Origin of the sequence: Streptomyces phaeolivaceus (genome assembly GCF_009184865.1) — a bacterium.
GTDB classification, from domain to species: domain Bacteria; phylum Actinomycetota; class Actinomycetes; order Streptomycetales; family Streptomycetaceae; genus Streptomyces; species Streptomyces phaeolivaceus.
Genome location: NZ_CP045096.1, coordinates 6,511,365 through 6,530,196 on the forward strand (window position 1 = coordinate 6,511,365; position 18,832 = coordinate 6,530,196).

Annotated in this window: 18 protein-coding genes; 11 read left to right on the top strand and 7 right to left on the bottom strand. The window is 71.2% G+C overall.

Annotation, left to right across the window (positions count from 1 at the left end; translation table 11 throughout):
- Window positions 1-22 precede the first annotated feature (22 nt).
- Entirely contained in the window at window positions 23-877 is an 855-nt protein-coding gene (locus F9278_RS30200) for an SDR family oxidoreductase (RefSeq protein WP_152171133.1), read from the bottom strand.
- Between the two features lie 91 nt (window positions 878-968).
- On the opposite strand from F9278_RS30200, the gene F9278_RS30205 reads away from it, so the two are divergent.
- Entirely contained in the window at window positions 969-1,367 is a 399-nt protein-coding gene (locus tag F9278_RS30205) for a winged helix-turn-helix transcriptional regulator (RefSeq protein WP_193241702.1), read from the top strand.
- A 38-nt stretch (window positions 1,368-1,405) separates the two neighbouring features.
- On the opposite strand, the gene F9278_RS30210 is transcribed toward F9278_RS30205, so the two are convergent.
- From F9278_RS30210 to F9278_RS30230, 6 genes are all read right to left on the bottom strand, one after another.
- A complete protein-coding gene (locus F9278_RS30210; protein ID WP_152171134.1) occupies window positions 1,406-2,503 on the bottom strand; it encodes a 2-oxoacid:ferredoxin oxidoreductase subunit beta in 1,098 nt (365 codons plus the stop codon).
- Window positions 2,496-4,433, bottom strand: a complete 1,938-nt coding sequence (locus F9278_RS30215; RefSeq protein WP_152171135.1) for a 2-oxoacid:acceptor oxidoreductase subunit alpha — start codon at window positions 4,431-4,433, stop codon at window positions 2,496-2,498. Before F9278_RS30215 ends, F9278_RS30210 begins: the two co-directional genes overlap by 8 nt.
- A gap of 153 nt (window positions 4,434-4,586) precedes the next feature.
- A complete protein-coding gene (locus F9278_RS48275) occupies window positions 4,587-4,718 on the bottom strand; it encodes a hypothetical protein (protein WP_264300187.1) in 132 nt (43 codons plus the stop codon).
- Window positions 4,719-4,730: 12 nt separating this feature from the next.
- Window positions 4,731-5,390 carry a response regulator transcription factor gene (locus F9278_RS30220; RefSeq protein WP_319023147.1) on the bottom strand — a complete coding sequence of 220 codons (660 nt, stop codon included), beginning with the start codon at window positions 5,388-5,390 and terminating at the stop codon, window positions 4,731-4,733.
- A gap of 257 nt (window positions 5,391-5,647) precedes the next feature.
- A complete protein-coding gene (locus F9278_RS30225) occupies window positions 5,648-6,979 on the bottom strand; it encodes a sensor histidine kinase (protein WP_152171137.1) in 1,332 nt (443 codons plus the stop codon).
- 279 nt (window positions 6,980-7,258) lie between these two features.
- Window positions 7,259-8,485, bottom strand: coding sequence for a sensor histidine kinase (locus F9278_RS30230; RefSeq protein ID WP_152171138.1), 1,227 nt, complete (start codon window positions 8,483-8,485; stop codon window positions 7,259-7,261).
- A gap of 238 nt (window positions 8,486-8,723) precedes the next feature.
- Here F9278_RS30230 and F9278_RS30235 point away from each other — a divergent pair, with 238 nt between their 5' ends.
- From F9278_RS30235 to F9278_RS30280, 10 genes are read left to right on the top strand one after another with little or no spacing between them, the layout of a single operon-like run.
- A complete protein-coding gene (locus F9278_RS30235) occupies window positions 8,724-9,143 on the top strand; it encodes an NADH-quinone oxidoreductase subunit A (protein WP_152171139.1) in 420 nt (139 codons plus the stop codon).
- Complete coding sequence (locus tag F9278_RS30240) at window positions 9,134-9,820, top strand: NADH-quinone oxidoreductase subunit B (protein ID WP_152171140.1); 687 nt, start codon at window positions 9,134-9,136, stop codon at window positions 9,818-9,820. The genes F9278_RS30235 and F9278_RS30240 overlap by 10 nt, the downstream gene beginning before the upstream one ends.
- The gene (locus tag F9278_RS30245; RefSeq protein WP_152171141.1) at window positions 9,817-11,004 is read left to right on the top strand and encodes an NADH-quinone oxidoreductase subunit C; all 1,188 of its coding nucleotides are present in this window, start codon (window positions 9,817-9,819) and stop codon (window positions 11,002-11,004) included. The genes F9278_RS30240 and F9278_RS30245 overlap by 4 nt, the downstream gene beginning before the upstream one ends.
- Window positions 11,001-11,969: a complex I subunit 1/NuoH family protein gene (locus F9278_RS30250; protein WP_152171142.1), complete on the top strand. Its 969-nt coding sequence runs from the start codon at window positions 11,001-11,003 to the stop codon at window positions 11,967-11,969. The genes F9278_RS30245 and F9278_RS30250 overlap by 4 nt, the downstream gene beginning before the upstream one ends.
- Window positions 11,970-11,971: 2 nt before the next feature.
- Window positions 11,972-12,538, top strand: a complete 567-nt coding sequence (locus F9278_RS30255) for a NuoI/complex I 23 kDa subunit family protein (RefSeq protein ID WP_152171143.1) — start codon at window positions 11,972-11,974, stop codon at window positions 12,536-12,538.
- Window positions 12,535-13,194 carry an NADH-quinone oxidoreductase subunit J family protein gene (locus tag F9278_RS30260; protein ID WP_152171144.1) on the top strand — a complete coding sequence of 220 codons (660 nt, stop codon included), beginning with the start codon at window positions 12,535-12,537 and terminating at the stop codon, window positions 13,192-13,194. Before F9278_RS30255 ends, F9278_RS30260 begins: the two co-directional genes overlap by 4 nt.
- Window positions 13,194-13,604, top strand: a complete 411-nt coding sequence (gene nuoK / locus F9278_RS30265) for an NADH-quinone oxidoreductase subunit NuoK (RefSeq protein WP_152171145.1) — start codon at window positions 13,194-13,196, stop codon at window positions 13,602-13,604. The genes F9278_RS30260 and nuoK overlap by 1 nt, the downstream gene beginning before the upstream one ends.
- Window positions 13,601-15,595 (top strand): NADH-quinone oxidoreductase subunit 5 family protein, encoded by a 1,995-nt coding sequence (locus F9278_RS30270; protein WP_152171146.1) that lies wholly within the window; start codon window positions 13,601-13,603, stop codon window positions 15,593-15,595. The genes nuoK and F9278_RS30270 overlap by 4 nt, the downstream gene beginning before the upstream one ends.
- A 6-nt stretch (window positions 15,596-15,601) precedes the next feature.
- Complete coding sequence (locus F9278_RS30275; RefSeq protein ID WP_152171147.1) at window positions 15,602-17,185, top strand: complex I subunit 4 family protein; 1,584 nt, start codon at window positions 15,602-15,604, stop codon at window positions 17,183-17,185.
- Window positions 17,186-17,190: 5 nt separating this feature from the next.
- A complete protein-coding gene (locus F9278_RS30280; RefSeq protein ID WP_404819029.1) occupies window positions 17,191-18,798 on the top strand; it encodes an NADH-quinone oxidoreductase subunit N in 1,608 nt (535 codons plus the stop codon).
- Window positions 18,799-18,832 lie beyond the last annotated feature (34 nt).

Genomic DNA, 18,832 nt, shown 5'->3' on the forward strand with positions numbered 1-18,832 from the left:
AGGGGGCCGCCGTCCCGGAGGGTCACGCCTTCAGGGCCACCGCGATCGAGTCGGCGATCGGGGTGGTCGGGCGGCCGATGAGGCGGGTGAGGTCGCCGGAGGTGACGACCAGCTGGCCCTTCGCGACGGACGCGTCGACGCCCGCGAGGACCGCGGCCAGCGGCTCCGGGAGCCCGGCGCCGGTCAGGATGCCGGCGAAGGCCTCGACGGAGACCGGGTTGTTCGCAATCTCCTTGCCGGTCTGCCCGCTCAGCTCGGCCGCGTACTCGGCGAAGCTCCAGGCGACGTCGCCGCCCAGCTCGTACGTCTGGTTCTCGTGACCCTCGCCGGTCAGCACGGCGACCGCGGCGGCGGCGTAGTCCGCGCGGGCCGCCGAGGAGACCCGGCCCTCACCGGCGGCGTGGGTGACGGCGTTGAACTGCAGCACCGGCGCGAGATGCTCGGTGTAGTTCTCGTTGTACCAGCCGTTGCGCAGCAGGGCGTACGGCAGACCGGAGGCGAGCAGCGCCTTCTCGGTGCCCCGGTGGTCGTCGGCGAGCGCGGCCGTCAGGCTGCCCGGCGCGCTGGTGTAGGCGAGGAGCGCGACCCCGGCCGCCTTGGCGGCGTCGATCACGATCTGGTGCTGCGCGACCCGGCCCTTGTCGATCTCGCTGCCGGAGATCAGCAGCACCTTGTCGCCGGCGGCGAAGAGGCCGTCGAAGGTCTCGGGGATGTCGTAGTCGGCGACGGCGAGCTTGACCCCGCGCGCCGCGAACCCGGCGCCCTTCTCCTCGCTGCGGACGACAGCCGTGATCTGCTCGGCCGGAACCTTCTCCAGCAGCCCTTCGATGACGAACTTGCCGAGGTGTCCGGTCGCTCCGGTGACGACGATGCTCATGGTGAAACCTCTCCAGGGGGGCGGGTACGCCACTAACCCTAGGGGGTGCGCTAACTCTGCGAAAGTACCCACTTTGAAGTAAGGTACTGGCATGGCCGTAAGTAAGGTGACCCCACAGCCCGCGAGCAAGTACGACGCGATGGACGGCGAGGGCATGTGCCCCTACCGCCTGGTTCTGGAGCATGTCACCAGCCGCTGGGGCGTCCTGGTCCTGATCGAGCTGCTGGAGCGGTCGTACCGCTTCAGCGAGCTGCGCCGGGCCATCGGCCGGGTCAGCGAGAAGATGCTCACCCAGACCCTCCAGACCCTGGAACGCGACGGCCTGGTCCACCGCGACGCCAAGGCCGTCATCCCGCCCCGCGTCGACTACTCCCTCACCGACCTCGGCCGCGAGGTCGCCGAACAGGTACGCGCCCTCGCGACCTGGACGAAGGACCGCATGGACGACGTACAGCAGGCCCGGGAGGCGTACGACGAGGCCCGGGGCTGAACCGGCCGGCTGAACCGGCCGGGCCCCGGGCGCCGGGGTCAGCCGACCACGGTCCAGGTGTCGCCGCCCGCCAGCAGCGCGGACAGGTCGCCCTTGCCGTGTCGCTGGACGGCGGTGTCGAGCTGGTCGGACATCTGGGCGTCGTAGACGGGCCGTTCGACGGACCGCAGGACACCGATCGGGGTGTGGTGGAGGGTGTCGGGATCGGCTAGCCGGGAGAGTGCGAACGCGGTGGTCGGGGACGCGGCGTGCGCGTCGTGGACCAGGATCCGCGACTCGTTCTCGGCCGTCACGTCGACCACCTTCAGATCCCCGGTGGCCTCGTCCCGTACGACCCCCCGCGCCCTTCCCCCACTCTCGGCTTCGCTCGAGCGGGAGGTGCCCCCGGTCCCGAACCGGATCGGCTCGCCGTGCTCCAGGCGGATCACGGCTTCCTCGGCCTGCTGCCGGTCCTTGAGGGCCTCGAAGGCGCCGTCGTTGAAGATGTTGCAGTTCTGGTAGATCTCGACGAGGGCCGTGCCGGGGTGGGCGGCGGCCTGTCGCAGCACCTCCGTCAGATGTTTGCGGTCGGAGTCCACGGTCCGCGCCACGAACGACGCCTCCGCACCGATCGCCAGCGACACCGGGTTGAAGGGTGCGTCCAGCGACCCCATCGGTGTGGACTTGGTGATCTTCCCGACCTCGGAGGTGGGGGAGTACTGGCCCTTGGTCAGACCGTAGATCCGGTTGTTGAAGAGCAGGATCTTCAGGTTCACATTGCGGCGCAGGGCGTGGATCAGGTGGTTGCCGCCGATGGAGAGCGCGTCGCCGTCACCGGTCACCACCCATACCGACAGGTCGCGGCGCGAGGTGGCGAGTCCGGTGGCGATGGCCGGCGCCCGCCCATGAATCGAATGCATCCCGTAGGTGTCCAGGTAGTACGGGAAGCGGGAGGAACAGCCGATGCCGGAGACGAAGACGATGTTCTCCTTCGCCAGTCCCAGTTCCGGCATGAAGCTCTGGACGGCGGCGAGGATCGCGTAGTCGCCGCAGCCGGGGCACCAGCGCACTTCCTGATCGGACTTGAAGTCCTTCATGGACTGCTTGGCGGTGGCCTTGGGGACCAGCTGCAACAGCTCGTTGCCGATGTCAGCCATCGATGGCCTCCTTGAGAGCCGTGGCGAGCTGCTCCGCCTTGAACGGCATGCCGTTCACCTGGTTGTAGGAGTGGGCGTCGACCAGGTACTTCGCCCGGACGAGCAGGGCGAGCTGCCCGAGGTTCATCTCGGGGATCACCACCTTGTCGTAGCGCCCGAGGACCGCGCCCAGATTGCGCGGGAAGGGGTTGAGATGCCGCAGATGGGCCTGGGCGATGGCCTCCCCGGCCGTCCGCAGTCGCCGTACCGCCGCCGTGATCGGCCCGTACGTCGAGCCCCAGCCCAGGACCAGGGTGCGGGCCCCGTGCGGGTCGTCGACCTCGACGTCGGGGACGTCGATCCCGTCGATCTTCGCCTGCCGGGTGCGGACCATGAAGTCGTGGTTGGCGGGGTCGTAGGAGATGTTGCCCGTGCCGTCCTGCTTCTCGATGCCGCCGATGCGGTGTTCGAGGCCGGTGGTGCCCGGGACCGCCCAGGGGCGGGCGAGCGTCTGCGGGTCGCGTTTGTAGGGCCAGAAGACCTCGGTGCCGTCGTCCAGGGTGTGGTTGGGGCCCTGGGTGAACCGCACGGTCAGATCGGGGAGTTCGTCGATCTCGGGGATGCGCCAGGGCTCGCTGCCGTTGGCGAGGTAGCCGTCCGAGAGCAGGAACACGGGGGTGCGGTAGGTCAGCGCGATCCGGGCGGCCTCGATCGCCGCGTCGAAACAGTCGGCCGGGGTGCGCGACGCGACCACCGGCACCGGTGCCTCGCCGTTGCGGCCGTACATGGCCTGGAGCAGATCCGCCTGCTCGGTCTTGGTGGGCAGCCCGGTGGACGGCCCGCCGCGCTGGATGTCGACGACGATCAGCGGCAGTTCGAGGGAGACGGCGAGCCCGATGGTCTCCGACTTCAGCGCCACACCCGGCCCGGAGGTCGTCGTGACCGCGAGAGACCCCCCGAACGCGGCCCCCAGCGCCGCCCCGATCCCGGCGATCTCGTCCTCCGCCTGGAAGGTCCGCACACCGAAGTTCTTGTGCCGGCTCAGCTCGTGCAGGATGTCCGAGGCCGGGGTGATCGGATAGGAGCCCAGGTAGAGCGGCAGATCGGCCTGCCGGGAGGCCGCGATCAGCCCGTACGACAGCGCCAGGTTCCCGGAGATGTTCCGGTAGGTGCCGACGGGGAACGCGGCGGCGGCCGGCGCGACCTCGTAACTGACCGCGAAGTCCTCGGTCGTCTCCCCGAAGTTCCACCCGGCGCGGAAGGCGGCGAGGTTGGCGGCGGCGATGTCCGGCTTCCCCGCGAACTTGGCCGCCAGGAACCTCTCCGTGCCCTCGGTCGGCCGGTGGTACATCCACGACAGGAGGCCGAGCGCGAACATGTTCTTGCTGCGCTCGGCCTCCTTGCGGGTGAGGGCGAATTCCTTGAGTGCCTCGACGGTGAGGGTGGTCAGCGGCACCGGATGGACGCTGTATCCGTCCAGCGATCCGTCCTCCAGCGGACTGACCGCGTACCCGACCTTCTGCATCGCCCGTTTGGTGAACTCGTCCGTGTTGACGATGATCTCCGCGCCGCGCGGTACGTCCCCGATGTTCGCCTTCAGAGCGGCCGGGTTCATGGCGACCAGCACATTGGGGGCGTCGCCCGGGGTGAGGATGTCGTGGTCGGCGAAGTGCAGCTGGAAGCTGGAGACACCCGGGAGGGTGCCGGCGGGGGCGCGGATCTCGGCGGGGAAGTTCGGCAGGGTGGAGAGGTCGTTGCCGAAGGAGGCCGTTTCGGAGGTGAACCGGTCGCCGGTGAGCTGCATCCCGTCACCGGAGTCCCCGGCGAACCGAATGATCACCCGATCGAGTCGGCGGACGTCCTTCGTCCCCGCCGGATTGCGCTGTTCCCTCAGTTCTCCCAGAGCGGCTTCGTCGGCCTGCTCCGCTGGGCTGCTGACCTGGCTGGTCACTGAACTGGACCTCCCTTGAGGCGGCTGTCCGGGAACGGCCGACCCGCCGGCCCTCCCAAGACCAACCCTACGTCGGCGGGGGCGGCCTTCCCTTGCGCGTTCGACTGATCAATCCTGTTTTTCCCACCACCGAACGCCCTGACTTGTCACGATTTACCCGCCCCTGCCGCTTCCCTTGAAGACGCGCACGGTGGGCCGCTGGTTCTCGGTCGATCGCCGGTCGGGGTGCCGGTCGGGGTGCCGGTCGACGATCGACCGGCATCCGGCGAGCACTCTTTCTGACACGGTGTCAGATGGTCATGAATTGAGGTAGGTGAGCACCGCCAGAACCCGGCGGTGGTCCCCGTCGCTCTGGGACAGCCCGAGCTTCAGGAAGATATTGCTGACGTGCTTCTCGACGGCCCCGTCGCTGACGACCAGCTGCCGGGCGATCGCCGAGTTGGTCCGCCCCTCCGCCATCAGCCCCAGCACCTCACGCTCACGCGGCGTGAGCCCGGCCAGCACATCCTGCTTCCGGCTGCGCCCGAGCAACTGCGCGACCACCTCCGGGTCCAGCGCCGTACCGCCCCGGGCCACCCGCACCACCGCGTCCACGAACTCCCGGACCTCGGCCACCCGGTCCTTCAGCAGATATCCGACGCCACGGCTGGACCCCGCGAGCAGTTCGGTGGCGTACCGCTCCTCCACGTACTGGGACAGCACGAGCACCCCCAGCTCCGGATGGTGCTTCCGCAGCTGTACGGCGGCCCGCACGCCCTCGTCGGTGTGCGTCGGCGGCATCCGCACATCGGCGACGACCACGTCCGGCAGGTCTCCCTGCGCCGCGAACTCCGTGATCGTCTTGATCAGGGCGTTCCCGTCCCCGACCCCCGCGACGACGTCATGCCCCCGGTCGGTCAGCAGCCGCGTCAACCCCTCCCGCAACAGCACCGAATCCTCGGCGATGACCACCCGCACCCTGTCCTCCACGCCTTGTCCCCCCACGACAGCCGTACAACAGCTCCCAGCATCCCAGCATCGGAGCGCCCCACGGAGGGAAACACAGTGACCCGCGCCCCAAAGGGGCGCGGGTCACTGCGCGAACAACCACGACGAAACCGGCACCCGCGCACGCCGAAGGGGCACCCACGGCGAGCAGGCGCCCCGCACAGCCCCGCACAGCCCCGCACAGCCCCGCACAGCCCCGCAGGGACTCGGCAGGGACTCGGCAGGGACTACGCCGCCCGCCAGGGCAACTCCGCCGTCACCCGAGTCGGCCCCCCGGCCGGCGAGTCGACGACGAGGATCCCGTCGACCGCCCCGATCCGCTCGGCGAGCCCCGCCAGCCCGGACCCGGCCCCCGTGTCCGCCCCGCCGACCCCGTCATCGATGACCTGCAACATCAGCCGGTTCTCGACCCTCCACACATCCACGGTCGCCCGGGACGCCCCCGCGTGCTTGCTGACGTTCTGCAGCAGCTCGGACACCGTGAAGTACGCGATGCCCTCGATCGCCGGCACCGGCCGCGCCGGCAGGTCCACCTCCACCACCACCGGCACCGCGCACCGCGAGGCGACCGACGACAGCGCCGCGTCGAGCCCCCGGTCGGTCAGCACGGCCGGGTGGATGCCACGCGCCAGATCCCGCAGCTCCTGGAGCGCGGTCTTGACCTCACCGTGCGCCGAGTCGACCATCACCGCCGCCGCCCGGGGGTCCTCCGCCAGCTTCTCCTTCGCCAGCCCCAGATCCATGGCCAGCGCCACCAGCCGCGCCTGCGCCCCGTCGTGCAGATCCCGCTCGATCCGCCGCAGATCGGCGGCGGCGGTGTCGACGACGACCCCCCGGTCCGACTCCAGCTCCACGACCCGCGCCCCCAGCCGCGACGGCCCGAGCAGCGCGCCCACCATCACCCGGTCGACCGTCGTCAGCCCCCGCACGATCCACGGCGACGCCATCGTGAAGAGCAGCCCCACCAGCGCGGTCACGGTCACCTCGAACGGGTTGTCCAGATACACGGAGTGCGTCTCGTCCCCGTACAGCTGCAACCCGTCCTGCCCGGCCCACACGGGGAACACCCAGAACCACAGCGGATACGTCAGCAGCGCCCACCCGTACGTCCAGAAGGTGATCGCCACCCCGAAGGAGAACACCGACCAGGGGAACTGCACGACCGCGTACAGCAGTTGCCGCCACGACGACCCGCTGCGCAGCACGGCGCCCATCCAGGCCATCGCCCCGCGCCCCTTCGGCCGCAGCGGCTCCGGCGCGGACACCTCCGCCCCGAGCAGCGCCCGCGCCCGCGCCCGCTCCAGCGCGCCGAACCCCCGGCACCCGGCGAGCCCCGCCGCCAGCACCGGCACCCCGAGGAAGGTGATCAGCAGCCCCGCACCGACCGACACCATCGTGATGGCGTACGTGAACAGCATGATCCCGATCGGCAGTCCCAGCAGCACATACCCGAACTCCCGCCAGCTGCGCGCCTCGAACGGCGCCCGCAGCCCGGCCGGCACCCGACGCCGCCGCTCCCCGCCCCAACTCCCGTACCCATGCCCGTACTCCGTGGCCATCACCGTCGCCCGCCTTCGCTGTCCCGCAGTCCCGATGTCGTACCCCCACCTTGCTGGCCCCCGGCCGCCGGAACCATGGAGCGGGTCGGCGTCTCGATAGGGGGGTTTTCCCCACCCTCCGCGCCCCTGGAGCAGGGGGCGCGGCCCCTGCTCCAGGGGCGCGGGGCCGTATCGATATGCGGCTCCGCCGCGTGGGCGCGAGAAGCCCCACGCACCCGCACCCGCCCACACAGAAGGGGCACCCACAACGAGCAGGCGCCCCACAAACACCGCTTCGCGCTACCGCCCACGCCAAGGCAACTCCGCGGTCACCGTCGTAGGCCCCCCCACCGGCGACTCGATCACGAACAACCCATCCACCGCCCCCAACCGCTCCGCCAGCCCGGCGATCCCGCTCCCCCCGTCGAGCCGCGCACCCCCACGCCCGTCGTCCCACACCTGTATCAGCAACCGGTCCTCGGACCGCCACACATCCACCGACGCCGCCTTCGCCCCACTGTGCTTGCTGATGTTCTGCAGCAGCTCGGACACCGTGAAGTACGCGATCCCCTCGATCGCGGCGGCCGGCCGCACCGCCAGATCCACGGTCACCTTCACCGGCGCCGTGCACCGCGAGGCGACCGACGACAGCGCCGCGTCGAGCCCCCGGTCGGTCAGCACCGCCGGATGGATCCCCCGGGCCAGATCCCGCAGCTCCTGAAGGGCGAGCTTCACCTCGCCGTGCGCCTCCTCCACCATCGAGGCGGCGGCGTCGGGGTCCTCCAACAGCTTCTCCTTGGCGAGCCCGAGCCCCATCGCCAGATTCACCAGCCGGGCCTGCGCCCCGTCGTGCAGATCCCGCTCGATCCGCCGCAGATCGGCGGCGGCGGTGTCGACGACGACCCCCCGGTCGGACTCCAACTCCGCGATCCGCCGCTCCAACTCGTCCGACGGAGACAACAGCGACCGCACCATCACCCGGTCCACGTTCGTCAGCCCCCGCACGATGTACGGCAGCACCGGCCACGCCACGAACAACCCCGTGAGGGTGATGACGAACGTCGCGATACCCCACGGCATCCGGATCAGCTCGTACAGCATCGAACGCCAGCCGACCGGATCCTTCACGCTCATCCACACCTGCGCGAAGAACCCCTCCTCCGCCCGCCGCCCGCCCCCACGGAACGGCAGCGGACTCGGCTCGTCCACCCGCGCCCGCAGCAGCGCCCGCGCCCGCATCCGCTCCAGCCGCCCCAACTGCCGCGCCCCCATCAACGCGGCGGCGAGCAGCGGAAACCCGATCACCGTCAACGTGAGGAAGGCACTGGTGAACAGCACCGTCGTCACATACACGAACCCGAGCAGCGCGAGCGGCAGATTCGCCAGCAGATGCGCGATCTCCCGCCAGGTCTGTCCCCCGAACGCGAACCGCGCGGGCGGCAGCGGATCGGAGGGCGTCTGACTGGAGGGCAACGGCCGCCCGTACGGCCGTCCGGTGCCGATCGGGGAGAAGAGGGGTTCGGTCATGTGCCCCAGCCTGCCCGCCCGCCCCCGCCCCGCGCCATGAGGTGGACCGCCCGGCCCCCCTGGGGATAACCCCACCCCCGCGCACGCCGACCTGTGACGGGCTGCTTACGGTCTCTTTAGCAGGGCCTAGACTCCCGTGCGTACAGATCGTCGAACAGCGAAGAGCGAAGTACGTACGGCGTCCGCAGCACATATGTCCGTACGTACGCATCGCCTGGCCAGGGAGCGAGGGACGGACGTGCCGGAACCGACCGTCGTCGTAGCGGCGGAACCGACCGTCGCGGTAGCGGCGGAGTACTTCCAGTCCTACTCGGTGGTCGGACTGCTCGCCGCCGTGGGCGTGCTCTTCGTCGCCGTGGCCTTCGGCGCGGGACGGCTGCTCCGGCCCGAGATCCCGACCCGGGAGAAGCTCCTGACGTACGAGTGCGGCGTCGACCCGGTCGGCGAGGGCTGGGCCCACACCCAGGTCCGCTACTACGTCTACGCGTTCCTCTACGTCATCTTCGCCATCGACTCGATCTTCCTCTTCCCCTGGGCGACGGTCTTCGCCGACCCCGGCTACGGCGCGACCACCCTGGTCGAGATGTTCGTCTTCCTCGGTTTCCTCGCCGTGGGCCTGCTCTACGCATACAAGAAGGGCGTCCTGGCATGGACGTGACGCCGAAAGTGAACCCCCCGGAGCCGGGCGCCCCAAAGCCCGTCCTCCTCCCGGAGCCGAAACGGCTGGGCGCCCTCGCCCGCCTCGCCCCCGAGCCGATGAAGGTGATCCTCAACTGGGGCCGCCGCTACTCCCTCTGGGTCTTCAACTTCGGCCTGGCCTGCTGCGCGATCGAGTTCATCGCCGCGTCCATGGCCCGCCACGACTTCATCCGCCTCGGCGTGATCCCCTTCGCCCCCGGCCCCCGGCAGGCGGACCTCATGGTCGTCTCGGGCACGGTGACGGACAAGATGGCCCCGGCCGTGAAGCGCCTGTACGAACAGATGCCGGAACCGAAGTACGTCATCTCCTTCGGCGCCTGCTCCAACTGCGGCGGCCCCTACTGGGACTCCTACTCCGTCACCAAGGGCGTCGACCAGATCATCCCCGTCGACGTGTACGTCCCCGGCTGCCCGCCCCGCCCCGAGGCCCTTCTCCAGGGCATCCTGAAACTCCAGGAGAAGATCGCCCGGGAGTCGCTGGGGGAGCGGTACGGCACGGGCACCGGCTCCGGCCCGTCGCCGGCGGCGCTGCAGAGCGGCCTGGTGAGGCCCCCGGCGCCCGGCGGCGCGGAAGCGGGTCCGGAAACGGGTCCGGAAACGGGTCCGGAAACCGGTCCGGAAAAGGGGGACGGATGACGACCGGCTGGCTCCCCGCCCCCGCCGAGGAACTCTTCGGCCCCGAGGCCACGGCCGACGAGTCGTACGACGTCCTCACCGTGGACGTCCCGCCCGCCTCCTGGACCGAGGCGCTGCGCACGGCCCGCACCACCCTGGGCTGCACCTATTTCGACTGGCTGAGCGCGGTCGACGAACCGGGCACGGGTTTCCGTGTCGCCGCCCACGTGGTGGCCCTCTCCCCGGTCCGCCGCCTCCTCCTGCGCACGACGATCCCGCACGCCTCCCCGGTCCTCCCGACCGCCGTGGACATCTACGCGGGCGCGGCCTGGCACGAACGCGAGACCCACGAGATGTTCGGCGTCCACTTCGAGGGTCACCCCGGCCTGGACCACCTGCTTCTCCCCGAGAACTTCGAGGGCCACCCCCTCCGCAAGGACTTCGTCCTCGCCGCGCGCGTGGCGAAGGCCTGGCCCGGCGCGAAGGAACCCGGGGAGCCTGCGGCCGGTGCGGGACACGGCGGCCCCAAACGCCGCCAGATGCTCCCACCCGGCGTCCCCGACCCCAACGAATGGGGCCCCCTCAAGGGCCAACTCCCCCAGGCCCCCACCCGCCCCACCCGCTCACCCCGCACAACAGACACCCCCCGCCGCACCCGCTCAGCAACAGAGGGCTCAACAAGCCAGCCACCACCGAGCCGACCGACCACGGGCCCGGCTACGGACACACCGGCTGCTTCACCCTCCCCCCGCCGCGCCCGCACCGCATCGGGAGGCTCGGCGAGCCAGCGCCCCCCCGCCACCGAACCCCCCGCCACCGAACCCCCCGCCACCGAACCCCCCGCCACCGAACCCCCCGCCACCGAAGGCACCGGCATCGAAGGCACCGGCATCGAAGGCACCGGCATCGAAGGCACCGGCATCGAAGGCACCGGCATCGAAGGCACCGGCACCGAAGGCACCGGCACCACCGAGCCCTCGGCGCAGCCGCGCCCCGAGCCCCGCAGCGCGGACGCGCCCTGGCACCACGCCCGACCGGCCTTCGACGAGCCCGGCCCTGAGAGCGAGCCCGGCCCTGAGAGCGAGCCCGAGCCCAAGCCCGAACCCCAGCCCCAGCCCGAGGCTGAACCCGACGCGGGCACCGCCGACGAGCGCACCCCCGAAGACCCGACCACCCCCCGACCCCCCACGGGAGGCACGCGGTGAACGACGCTCTGGACGTCGCCCTGCGACTCCTCATCGTGTTCGTCGTCTTCCTGACCTTCCCCTTGATCATCGGCCAGACCGAGCACAAGGTGATGGCCCACATGCAGGGCCGCCTCGGCCCCATGTACGCCGGCGGTTTCCACGGCTGGGCCCAACTCGTCGCGGACGGCGTCAAGTTCGCGCAGAAGGAAGACATCGTCCCGGCCGGAGCCGACCGCCGCGTCTTCCAGCTCGCCCCGGCCGTCGCCCTCCTCCCGTACCTCCTCGTCCTCCTCGCCATCCCGATCGGCCCGGGTGAGGGCGCCGTCGGCGAGGTCATCGACGCCGGCATCTTCTTCGTCCTCGCCGTCATGGGCGTGGGCGTCCTCGGCTCGCTGATGGCCGGCTGGGCCTCCGCGAACAAGTTCTCCCTCCTCGGCGGCCTCCGTACCGCCGCCCAGCTCCTCGCCTACGAACTCCCGATGCTCCTCACCGCCGCCTCCGTGGCGATGGCGGCCGGCACGGTCTCCCTCGTCGGCATCGTGGACGCCTTCGCGTGGTGGTGGCTCCCCTGGCAGATCGTCGGCGCGATCGTCTTCTTCGTCGCCGGCCTCGCCGAACTCCAGCGCCCCCCGTTCGACATGCCCGTCGCCGACTCGGAGATCATCTTCGGCGCCTACACCGAGTACACCGGCCTTCGCTTCGCGCTGTTCCTCCTCGCCGAGTACGCCGGAATCGTCGTGCTGTGCGGCCTGACCACCGTCCTCTTCCTCGGCGGCTGGCACGGCCCGTGGGGTGCCGAGGGCCTCGGCTGGGTCTGGACCCTGCTGAAGACCGCCGCCCTCGCCTTCGTCGTCATCTGGCTCCGCGTGACCTACCCCCGCCTGCGCGAGGACCAGCTCCAGAAGCTCTCCTGGACCCTCCTCGTCCCCCTCTCCCTCGCCCAGATCGCCCTCACCGGCGTCGTCAAGGTGGTGATCCAGTAGCCATGGCCCCCATCCCCGGCTCCGGCCTAGCCAAGGGCCTGGCCGTCACCCTCCGCACGATGACGAAGAAGACGGTCACCGAGCAGTACCCGGACGTCCAGCCCGAGCTTCCGCCCCGCACCCGTGGTGTCATCGGGCTCTTCGAGGAGAACTGCACGGTCTGCATGCTGTGCGCCCGCGAGTGCCCGGACTGGTGCATCTACATCGACTCCCACAAGGAGACCGTCCCGCCCGCCGCCCCCGGCGGCCGTGAGCGCAGCCGCAACGTCCTCGACCGTTTCGCCATCGACTTCTCCCTCTGCATGTACTGCGGTATCTGCATCGAGGTCTGCCCCTTCGACGCCCTCTTCTGGTCCCCGGAGTTCGAGTACGCCGAGACCGACATCCACGAACTCACCCACGAACGCGACAAGCTCCGCGAGTGGATGTGGACCGTCCCCGCCCCACCGGCCCTCGACCCCGCCGCCGAGGAACCCAAGGAACTGGCCGCCGCCCGCAAGACCGCCGAGAAACTCGCCGCGACCCTGGCCGAGCCGGAGCCGGACACCCCCGAGGGAGCCGACTCATGACCCTCGCCCAGGCACTCCACGAGGCCCCGGCCCAGGCCTCGCACAGCCTCCTCGCCCAGGCACCCCAGGGCTTTCTCTCCCCGACCGGCGTCGAGATCGCCTTCCTCCTCGTCGGTGTGGTCACCCTCGGCGCGGCGATCGTCACCGTCACCACCCGCCAGCTCGTGCACGCCGCCCTCTGGCTGGTGGTGGCCCTCGGCGGCCTCGCCGTCGAATACCTCCTGCTCACCGCCGAGTTCATCGCCTGGGTGCAGGTCCTCATCTACGTCGGTTCCGTCGTCGTCCTCCTCCTCTTCGGACTGATGCTCACCAAGGCCCCCATCGGCCGCTCCCCGGACGCCGACTCCGGCAACCGCTGGGCCGCCCTCACCGTGGCCGTCGCCTCGGCCGCCGCCCTCGTCTGGGTCGTCGTCGACGCCTTCCGCACCACCTGGATCGACCTCGACGGCCCCGCCGCCGGCTCCACGAAGACCACCGGCGAGAGCCTCTTCCAGAACTGGGTCCTCCCCTTCGAGGCCCTCTCCGTCCTCCTCCTGGCGGCCCTGGTCGGCGCGATCGTCCTCTCCCGCAAGGCGAAGGCCGACGCGCTCCCCACAGCCCCCAAGGCCCCCAAGGCCCCCACGGAACCCGAGTCGGCCGAGGGCGGTGCCCGCTGATGCACCTCGCCTACCCCGTCGTCCTCTCCTCCCTCCTCTTCTGCACCGGCCTCTACGGCATCCTCGCCCGCCGCAACGCGATCCTCGTCCTGATGTCCGTCGAGCTGATGCTCAACGCCGTCAACCTCAACCTCGTCGCCTTCGACGTCTGGCTCAGCAGGACCGCCGAGGAGACCCTGCACTCCGGCCAGGCCCTGACCCTGTTCACGATCACCATCGCCGCCGCCGAGATCGGCATCGGCCTGGCGATCGTCCTGGCCGTCCACCGCAATCGCGGCACCGCCGACATCGACAAGCTCCGCGACACCGCCGAGGGCCACGAGCCCGAGTCCGACGGCACCGAAGACCCCGACGAGGCCCAGGGGTCCGGCCGACCCGAGCGGGGCGAGAAGGCTGAGGCCACCGCGTGACCACGACCACCCTCGCCGTCCTCGTCCCCCTCCTCCCGTTCCTCGGCGCCGCCGCCGGTCTGCTCCTCGGCCGCACCGCCCCCGGCTTCGTCCGCCCCCTCGCCGTACTCCCGACCCTGACGGCCTTCGCCCTCACCGTCCTGGTCGCCGTACGCCAGGGCGGCGACGCGGCCGTGGACGCGGCCACCCAGCTCACCCCGACCGGCTCGGTCCCGATCGAACTCGCCCTGTACATCGACGGCTTCGCCGCCCTCGTCGCCGTCCTGGTCGGCCTGGTCGCCACCTGTGTGCAGGTCTACTCGACGGGCTATCTCCGCGACGACCCGCGCTACCCCTCGTACGCCGCCCTCGTCTCCCTCTTCACCTCCGCGATGCTCCTGGTCGTCTACTCCGGCGATCTGATGGTGCTCCTGGTCGGCTGGGAGATCATGGGCATCTGCTCGTACTTCCTGGTCGGCCACTACTGGGAGACCCCGGAGGCCCGTGCCGCCTCCCTGAAGGCCTTCCTGGTCACCAAGCTCGGCGATGTCCCCTTCCTCATCGGTCTGTTCGCCCTCGCCACGGACGCCGGGTCGTTCCGGATCACTCGGATCCTGGCCACCGTCTCCGAAGGCGGCCTGGACCACCCCACGCTGATCGCTCTGCTCCTCCTCGCCGGAGTCGCCGGAAAGTCCGCCCAGTTCCCCCTGCACACCTGGCTCCCCGACGCGATGGCGGGCCCCACGCCCGTCTCCGCGCTGATCCACGCCGCGACGATGGTCGCCGCCGGTGTCTACTTCGTCGCCCGTCTCCTCCCGGTCTTCGCCGCCTCCTCGGCGGCCCTGCTCGTCCTCGCCGTCATGGCCGCGATCACCATGGTCGGCTCGGGTCTCGCCGCGCTCGCCCAGGACGACATCAAGCGCGTCCTCGCCTACTCGACGATCGGCCAGCTCGGCTATATGACCGGCGCCCTCGCCGTCGGCGACAGCGGTCCCGCCGTCTTCCACCTCATCTCCCACGGCGCCTTCAAGGCGCTGCTGTTCCTCGCGGCCGGCGTGATCATCCACGCCGCCGGCACCAACTCGCTGGCCGCCATGTCCCGCATGGGCCATCTGCGCGCCCGCGTCCCCGACGCCTTCTGGACGATGACCGTGGCGCTCCTCGCGCTCGCCGCGATCCCGCCCTTCAGCGGCTTCTTCTCCAAGGAGTCCGTCCTCGGCGCCGCCGAGCACGCCGCCGCCGGCCACGCCCAGCCCGTCCCCGGCGCCGCCGGCTGGACCGTCCTCGTCGCCGGCGTCCTCACGGCCCTGCTCACCGCCGCGTACGCCACCCGCCTGTGGCTGCTCGCCTTCCACGGCAAGGGCGCCGAGGCCCCGGACCACGGCCGCCAGCCCCGCACGATGACCCTCGTGCTCTGGGTGCTCGCCGTCCCCTCCCTCGCCTTCGGCGGGTTCGCGTACGGCAGGCTCCCCGACTGGTTCGACGGCGAAGACCTGGCACCCACCCTCACCACCTCCGTCCTCGGCACGGGCGCCGCCCTGATCGGCGCCCTGACGATGTACGGGGCCTGGCGGACCGCCGGGGCCAGGGCGGCCCGCGTCCCGCTGGGCGCGGTCGCGGCCCACCCCGGGGCGGACGCCGCCACGGTCGAGGCGGAGGCCATCGCGAGCCACACCCCGGCCTACGGCGACGTGGCCTCGGCACCCGACCCGGCGGACCCGGGCCGTCTCCTGCTCGGCCCGCTGCACCGCCATGCCGCCGCCGGCTTCCACCTCGACGCCGTCCACACGGTCCTCTTCGTCCGCCCGGTCCAGGCCGCCGCGAGTCTCGTCCGGTTCCTCGACCGCGAGGTCGTCGACACCTATGTCCACGGCGCGGGCGCCGTGCCCCGCCTGCTGGGCGCGGCCGTACGCAAGGCCCAGACCGGCAACGTCCAGACCTATGTGAGCGCGCTGCTCGCCGGCACCGTCGTCCTGGTGGTCGCCGCCCTCGTCGTCGCCACGGGAGCGTGAGCAGGCGTGATCGATATCAACGAGTCCGTGATGCAGGTCCTTCTGGCGTTGATCGTCGTCGGCCCGCTCCTCGGCGCCGCCGCCGCGCTCCTCCCGGCCCCGCCCGGACTGAAGGGCAAGTCACCCGAGCAGGCCGTGCTCCGCCACGGGATCACCGTGACCGGCGTGATCCTCATCGCCGCGATCGTCCTCGCGCTCGGCTTCGACCACGACCAGCCGTCGAAGACGCAGGCCAGCACGGACATCAGCTGGATCCCGGCGCTCGACGTACGCATCCACCTCGGCATCGACGGCATCTCCCTCCCCCTTCTGGTCCTGACCGCGCTGCTGACCTTCCTCTGCGCGCTCTACTCCTACTTCAAGATGCCGACGGGCCCGTCCCCGAAGGCATTCGTCGCCCTGCTCCTCGTCCTCGAATCCGGCACCCTCGCGACCTTCGCCGTCCTCGATCTGCTGCTGTTCTTCCTCGCGTTCGAGATGGTGCTCATCCCGATGTACTTCCTCATCGCCCGCTGGGGCGGTGAGCAACGCACACAGGCCGCTTGGAAGTTCATCCTCTACACCCTGCTCGGTTCCGTGGTCATGCTGTTGGGCCTGCTCCTGATCGGACTCAGGGCGGGCACATTCGACATGGTGGCACTCGCCACTGACAATCACCCCGAGCTGACCACATCCGTGCAGGTCATCGCCGCTTTGTCCATCGGCGTCGGGCTCGCCGTGAAGACCCCGATGTGGCCGCTGCACAGCTGGCTGCCGGACGCCCACACCGCCGCCCCGACCGTCGGCTCGGTCCTGCTGGCCGGCGTCCTGCTGAAGATGGGCACCTACGGGTTCGTCCGCATCCTGCTGCCGATCACCCCGGACGGGTTCCGCGTCTTCGCGCCCTACCTCGCCGCGTTCGCGGTCGTCGGCATCATCTACGGCTCCCTCGCCTGCCTCGCCCTCGCCCGGCAGGGCGCGAAGGGCGACCTCAAGCGCCTCATCGCGTACTCCTCCGTCGGCCACATGGGCTTCGTCCTCCTCGGCATCGCCACGATGACCCCGACCGGTGTGAACGGCGCCCTCTTCGCCAACATCGCCCACGGCCTCATCACCGGCCTGCTGTTCTTCCTGGTCGGCGCCCTCAAGGACCGCACCGGCACCACCGACCTGGACACCCTCGCGCGGGAGACCGGCGCCGCCCTCTACGGCCGGGCCCCGCGCCTCGGCGGCCTGCTCGCCTTCGCCGCCGTCGCCTCCCTCGGGCTGCCCGGACTCGCCGGGTTCTGGGGCGAGATGCTGGCCCTGTTCGGCGCGTTCGAGCCCGCCGAGGGCCTCAGCCGCCCGGCCTTCCTCACCTTCATGACGATCGCCGCGTTCGGCACCCTCCTCACCGCCGCGTACCTCCTGATCGTGGTCCGCCGCGTCTGCATGGGCGCCGCCCCGCAGGAACCGGGGGAGAGTCCGGGCCTCGCCGACGTACAGGCGTACGAGTTCGCGGCCTGGACCCCGCTCGTCGCCCTCACCGTCCTCGCCGGCCTCTGGCCCGCGGCCCTCCTCGGCCTGTCCGACCCGGCCGTGCAGCAGCTCCTCGCAGGAGGCACCCGTTGAGCCCCTTGGCCCAGCCGCCGGTCCACGCCCAGGCCGAGACCCTGGCCCACGCACTGGCCCAGGGCCCGGCGCGGACCCTGGCCGAGTCCGTCGTCCAGTCCGTCGACTGGCTCGCCGTCGCGCCGCCCACGATCGCCGCGGTCGTCGGCCTGGCCGTCCTCGTCGCCGACCTGTTCGTGGGCGACACGAAGAAGACCGTCCTCGGCTGGGCGTCCGTCGCGGGCCTCACCGTCTCGCTCCTGGCCCTGCTGCCGCTCCTGGACGGCGACCGCGCCACCTTCTGCCTGACCGGCGCCCCGGAGGTCTGCAGCTACACCGCCGACCGTTTCACCCTCGTCGTCCAGTTCCTCGTCCTCGGCGGCGCACTCCTCGCCGCCCTGCTGTCGATGACGGCCCTGAACGACGAGAAGCAGACCCTGCCCGCGGGCGAGTTCTGGTTCCTGCTGCTGTCGTCCGCGGCCGGCGCCGCCCTGCTGCCCGCCTCCCGCGACCTCGCCACCCTGATCGTCGCCCTGGAGGTCGCCTCCCTGCCCGCCTTCGCCCTCGTCGGCATCCGGCTCGGCGACCGGCGGTCCTCCGAAGCGGCCCTGAAGTTCTTCCTGTCGTCCGTCGCCGCGACCGCCGTCAGCCTCCTCGGCATCAGCTTCCTCTACGCCACCACCGGCACCCTCTACCTCACCGAGATCGCCGACCGGATCCAGGACGTCGACGGCCAGTTCCACACCCTCACCCAGGCCGGTGTCGTCCTCACCCTCATCGGCTTCGCCTTCAAGACGGCCGCCGTCCCGTTCCACTTCTGGGTCCCCGACACCTATGTGGGCGCCCCCCTGCCGGTGGCCGCCTACCTCTCCGTCGTCGGCAAGGCGGTCGGCTTCTCCGGGCTGATCCTGATCACCGTCGTCGCCCTCCCGTCGTACGCCGACGTCTGGGGCCCCGCCCTCGCCGCGCTGGCCGCCCTCACCATGACCGTCGGCAACCTCGGCGCCCTGAGACAGCGCTCCACGCGCGCGTACAGCGCGGTCCGGCTGCTCGCCTGGTCCTCCGTCGGCCAGGCCGGCTACCTCCTCGTACCGATCGCGGCCGCCGCGTACGCCGACGACGCCGCCGACGCCGAGAGGGCCATCGGCGCCACCGTGGCGTACGCCCTGATGTACGCGGCGGTGAACCTCGGCGCCTTCGCCGTGGCCGCCCTCGTCGGCCGTACGAAGCCCCTGAACCGGCTCGCCGACTACCGGGGCCTGTACGCGTCGCACCCCCTCGCCGCCCTGCTCCTGGCCTTCTTCCTGCTCTGCCTCGCCGGACTGCCGCCGGGCGTCATCGGCCTGTTCGCGAAGGTCACCGTCTTCTCGGCGGCCGTCGGCGCGGGCCTCGGCTGGCTCGCCGTCGTCATGGCCGTCAACGTCGTGATCGCCCTCTTCTACTACCTCCAGTGGACGGCCCTGCTGTTCCGCGCGCGTGAGGACGCGACCGAGGGCGCAACCGCCGAAGCCCCCGCACCGCACCGCGTGCCCGCGCCCCTCACCGCCGCGCTCGCCCTCACCGGAATCGTCGGCATCGCCCTCTCCGGCGCACCCCAGCTCGTCCTGCGCTTCGCCGACACCGTCCTCTTCTAGACCGCTCTCCTCACCCGGACGGCCCTCCGGCCGG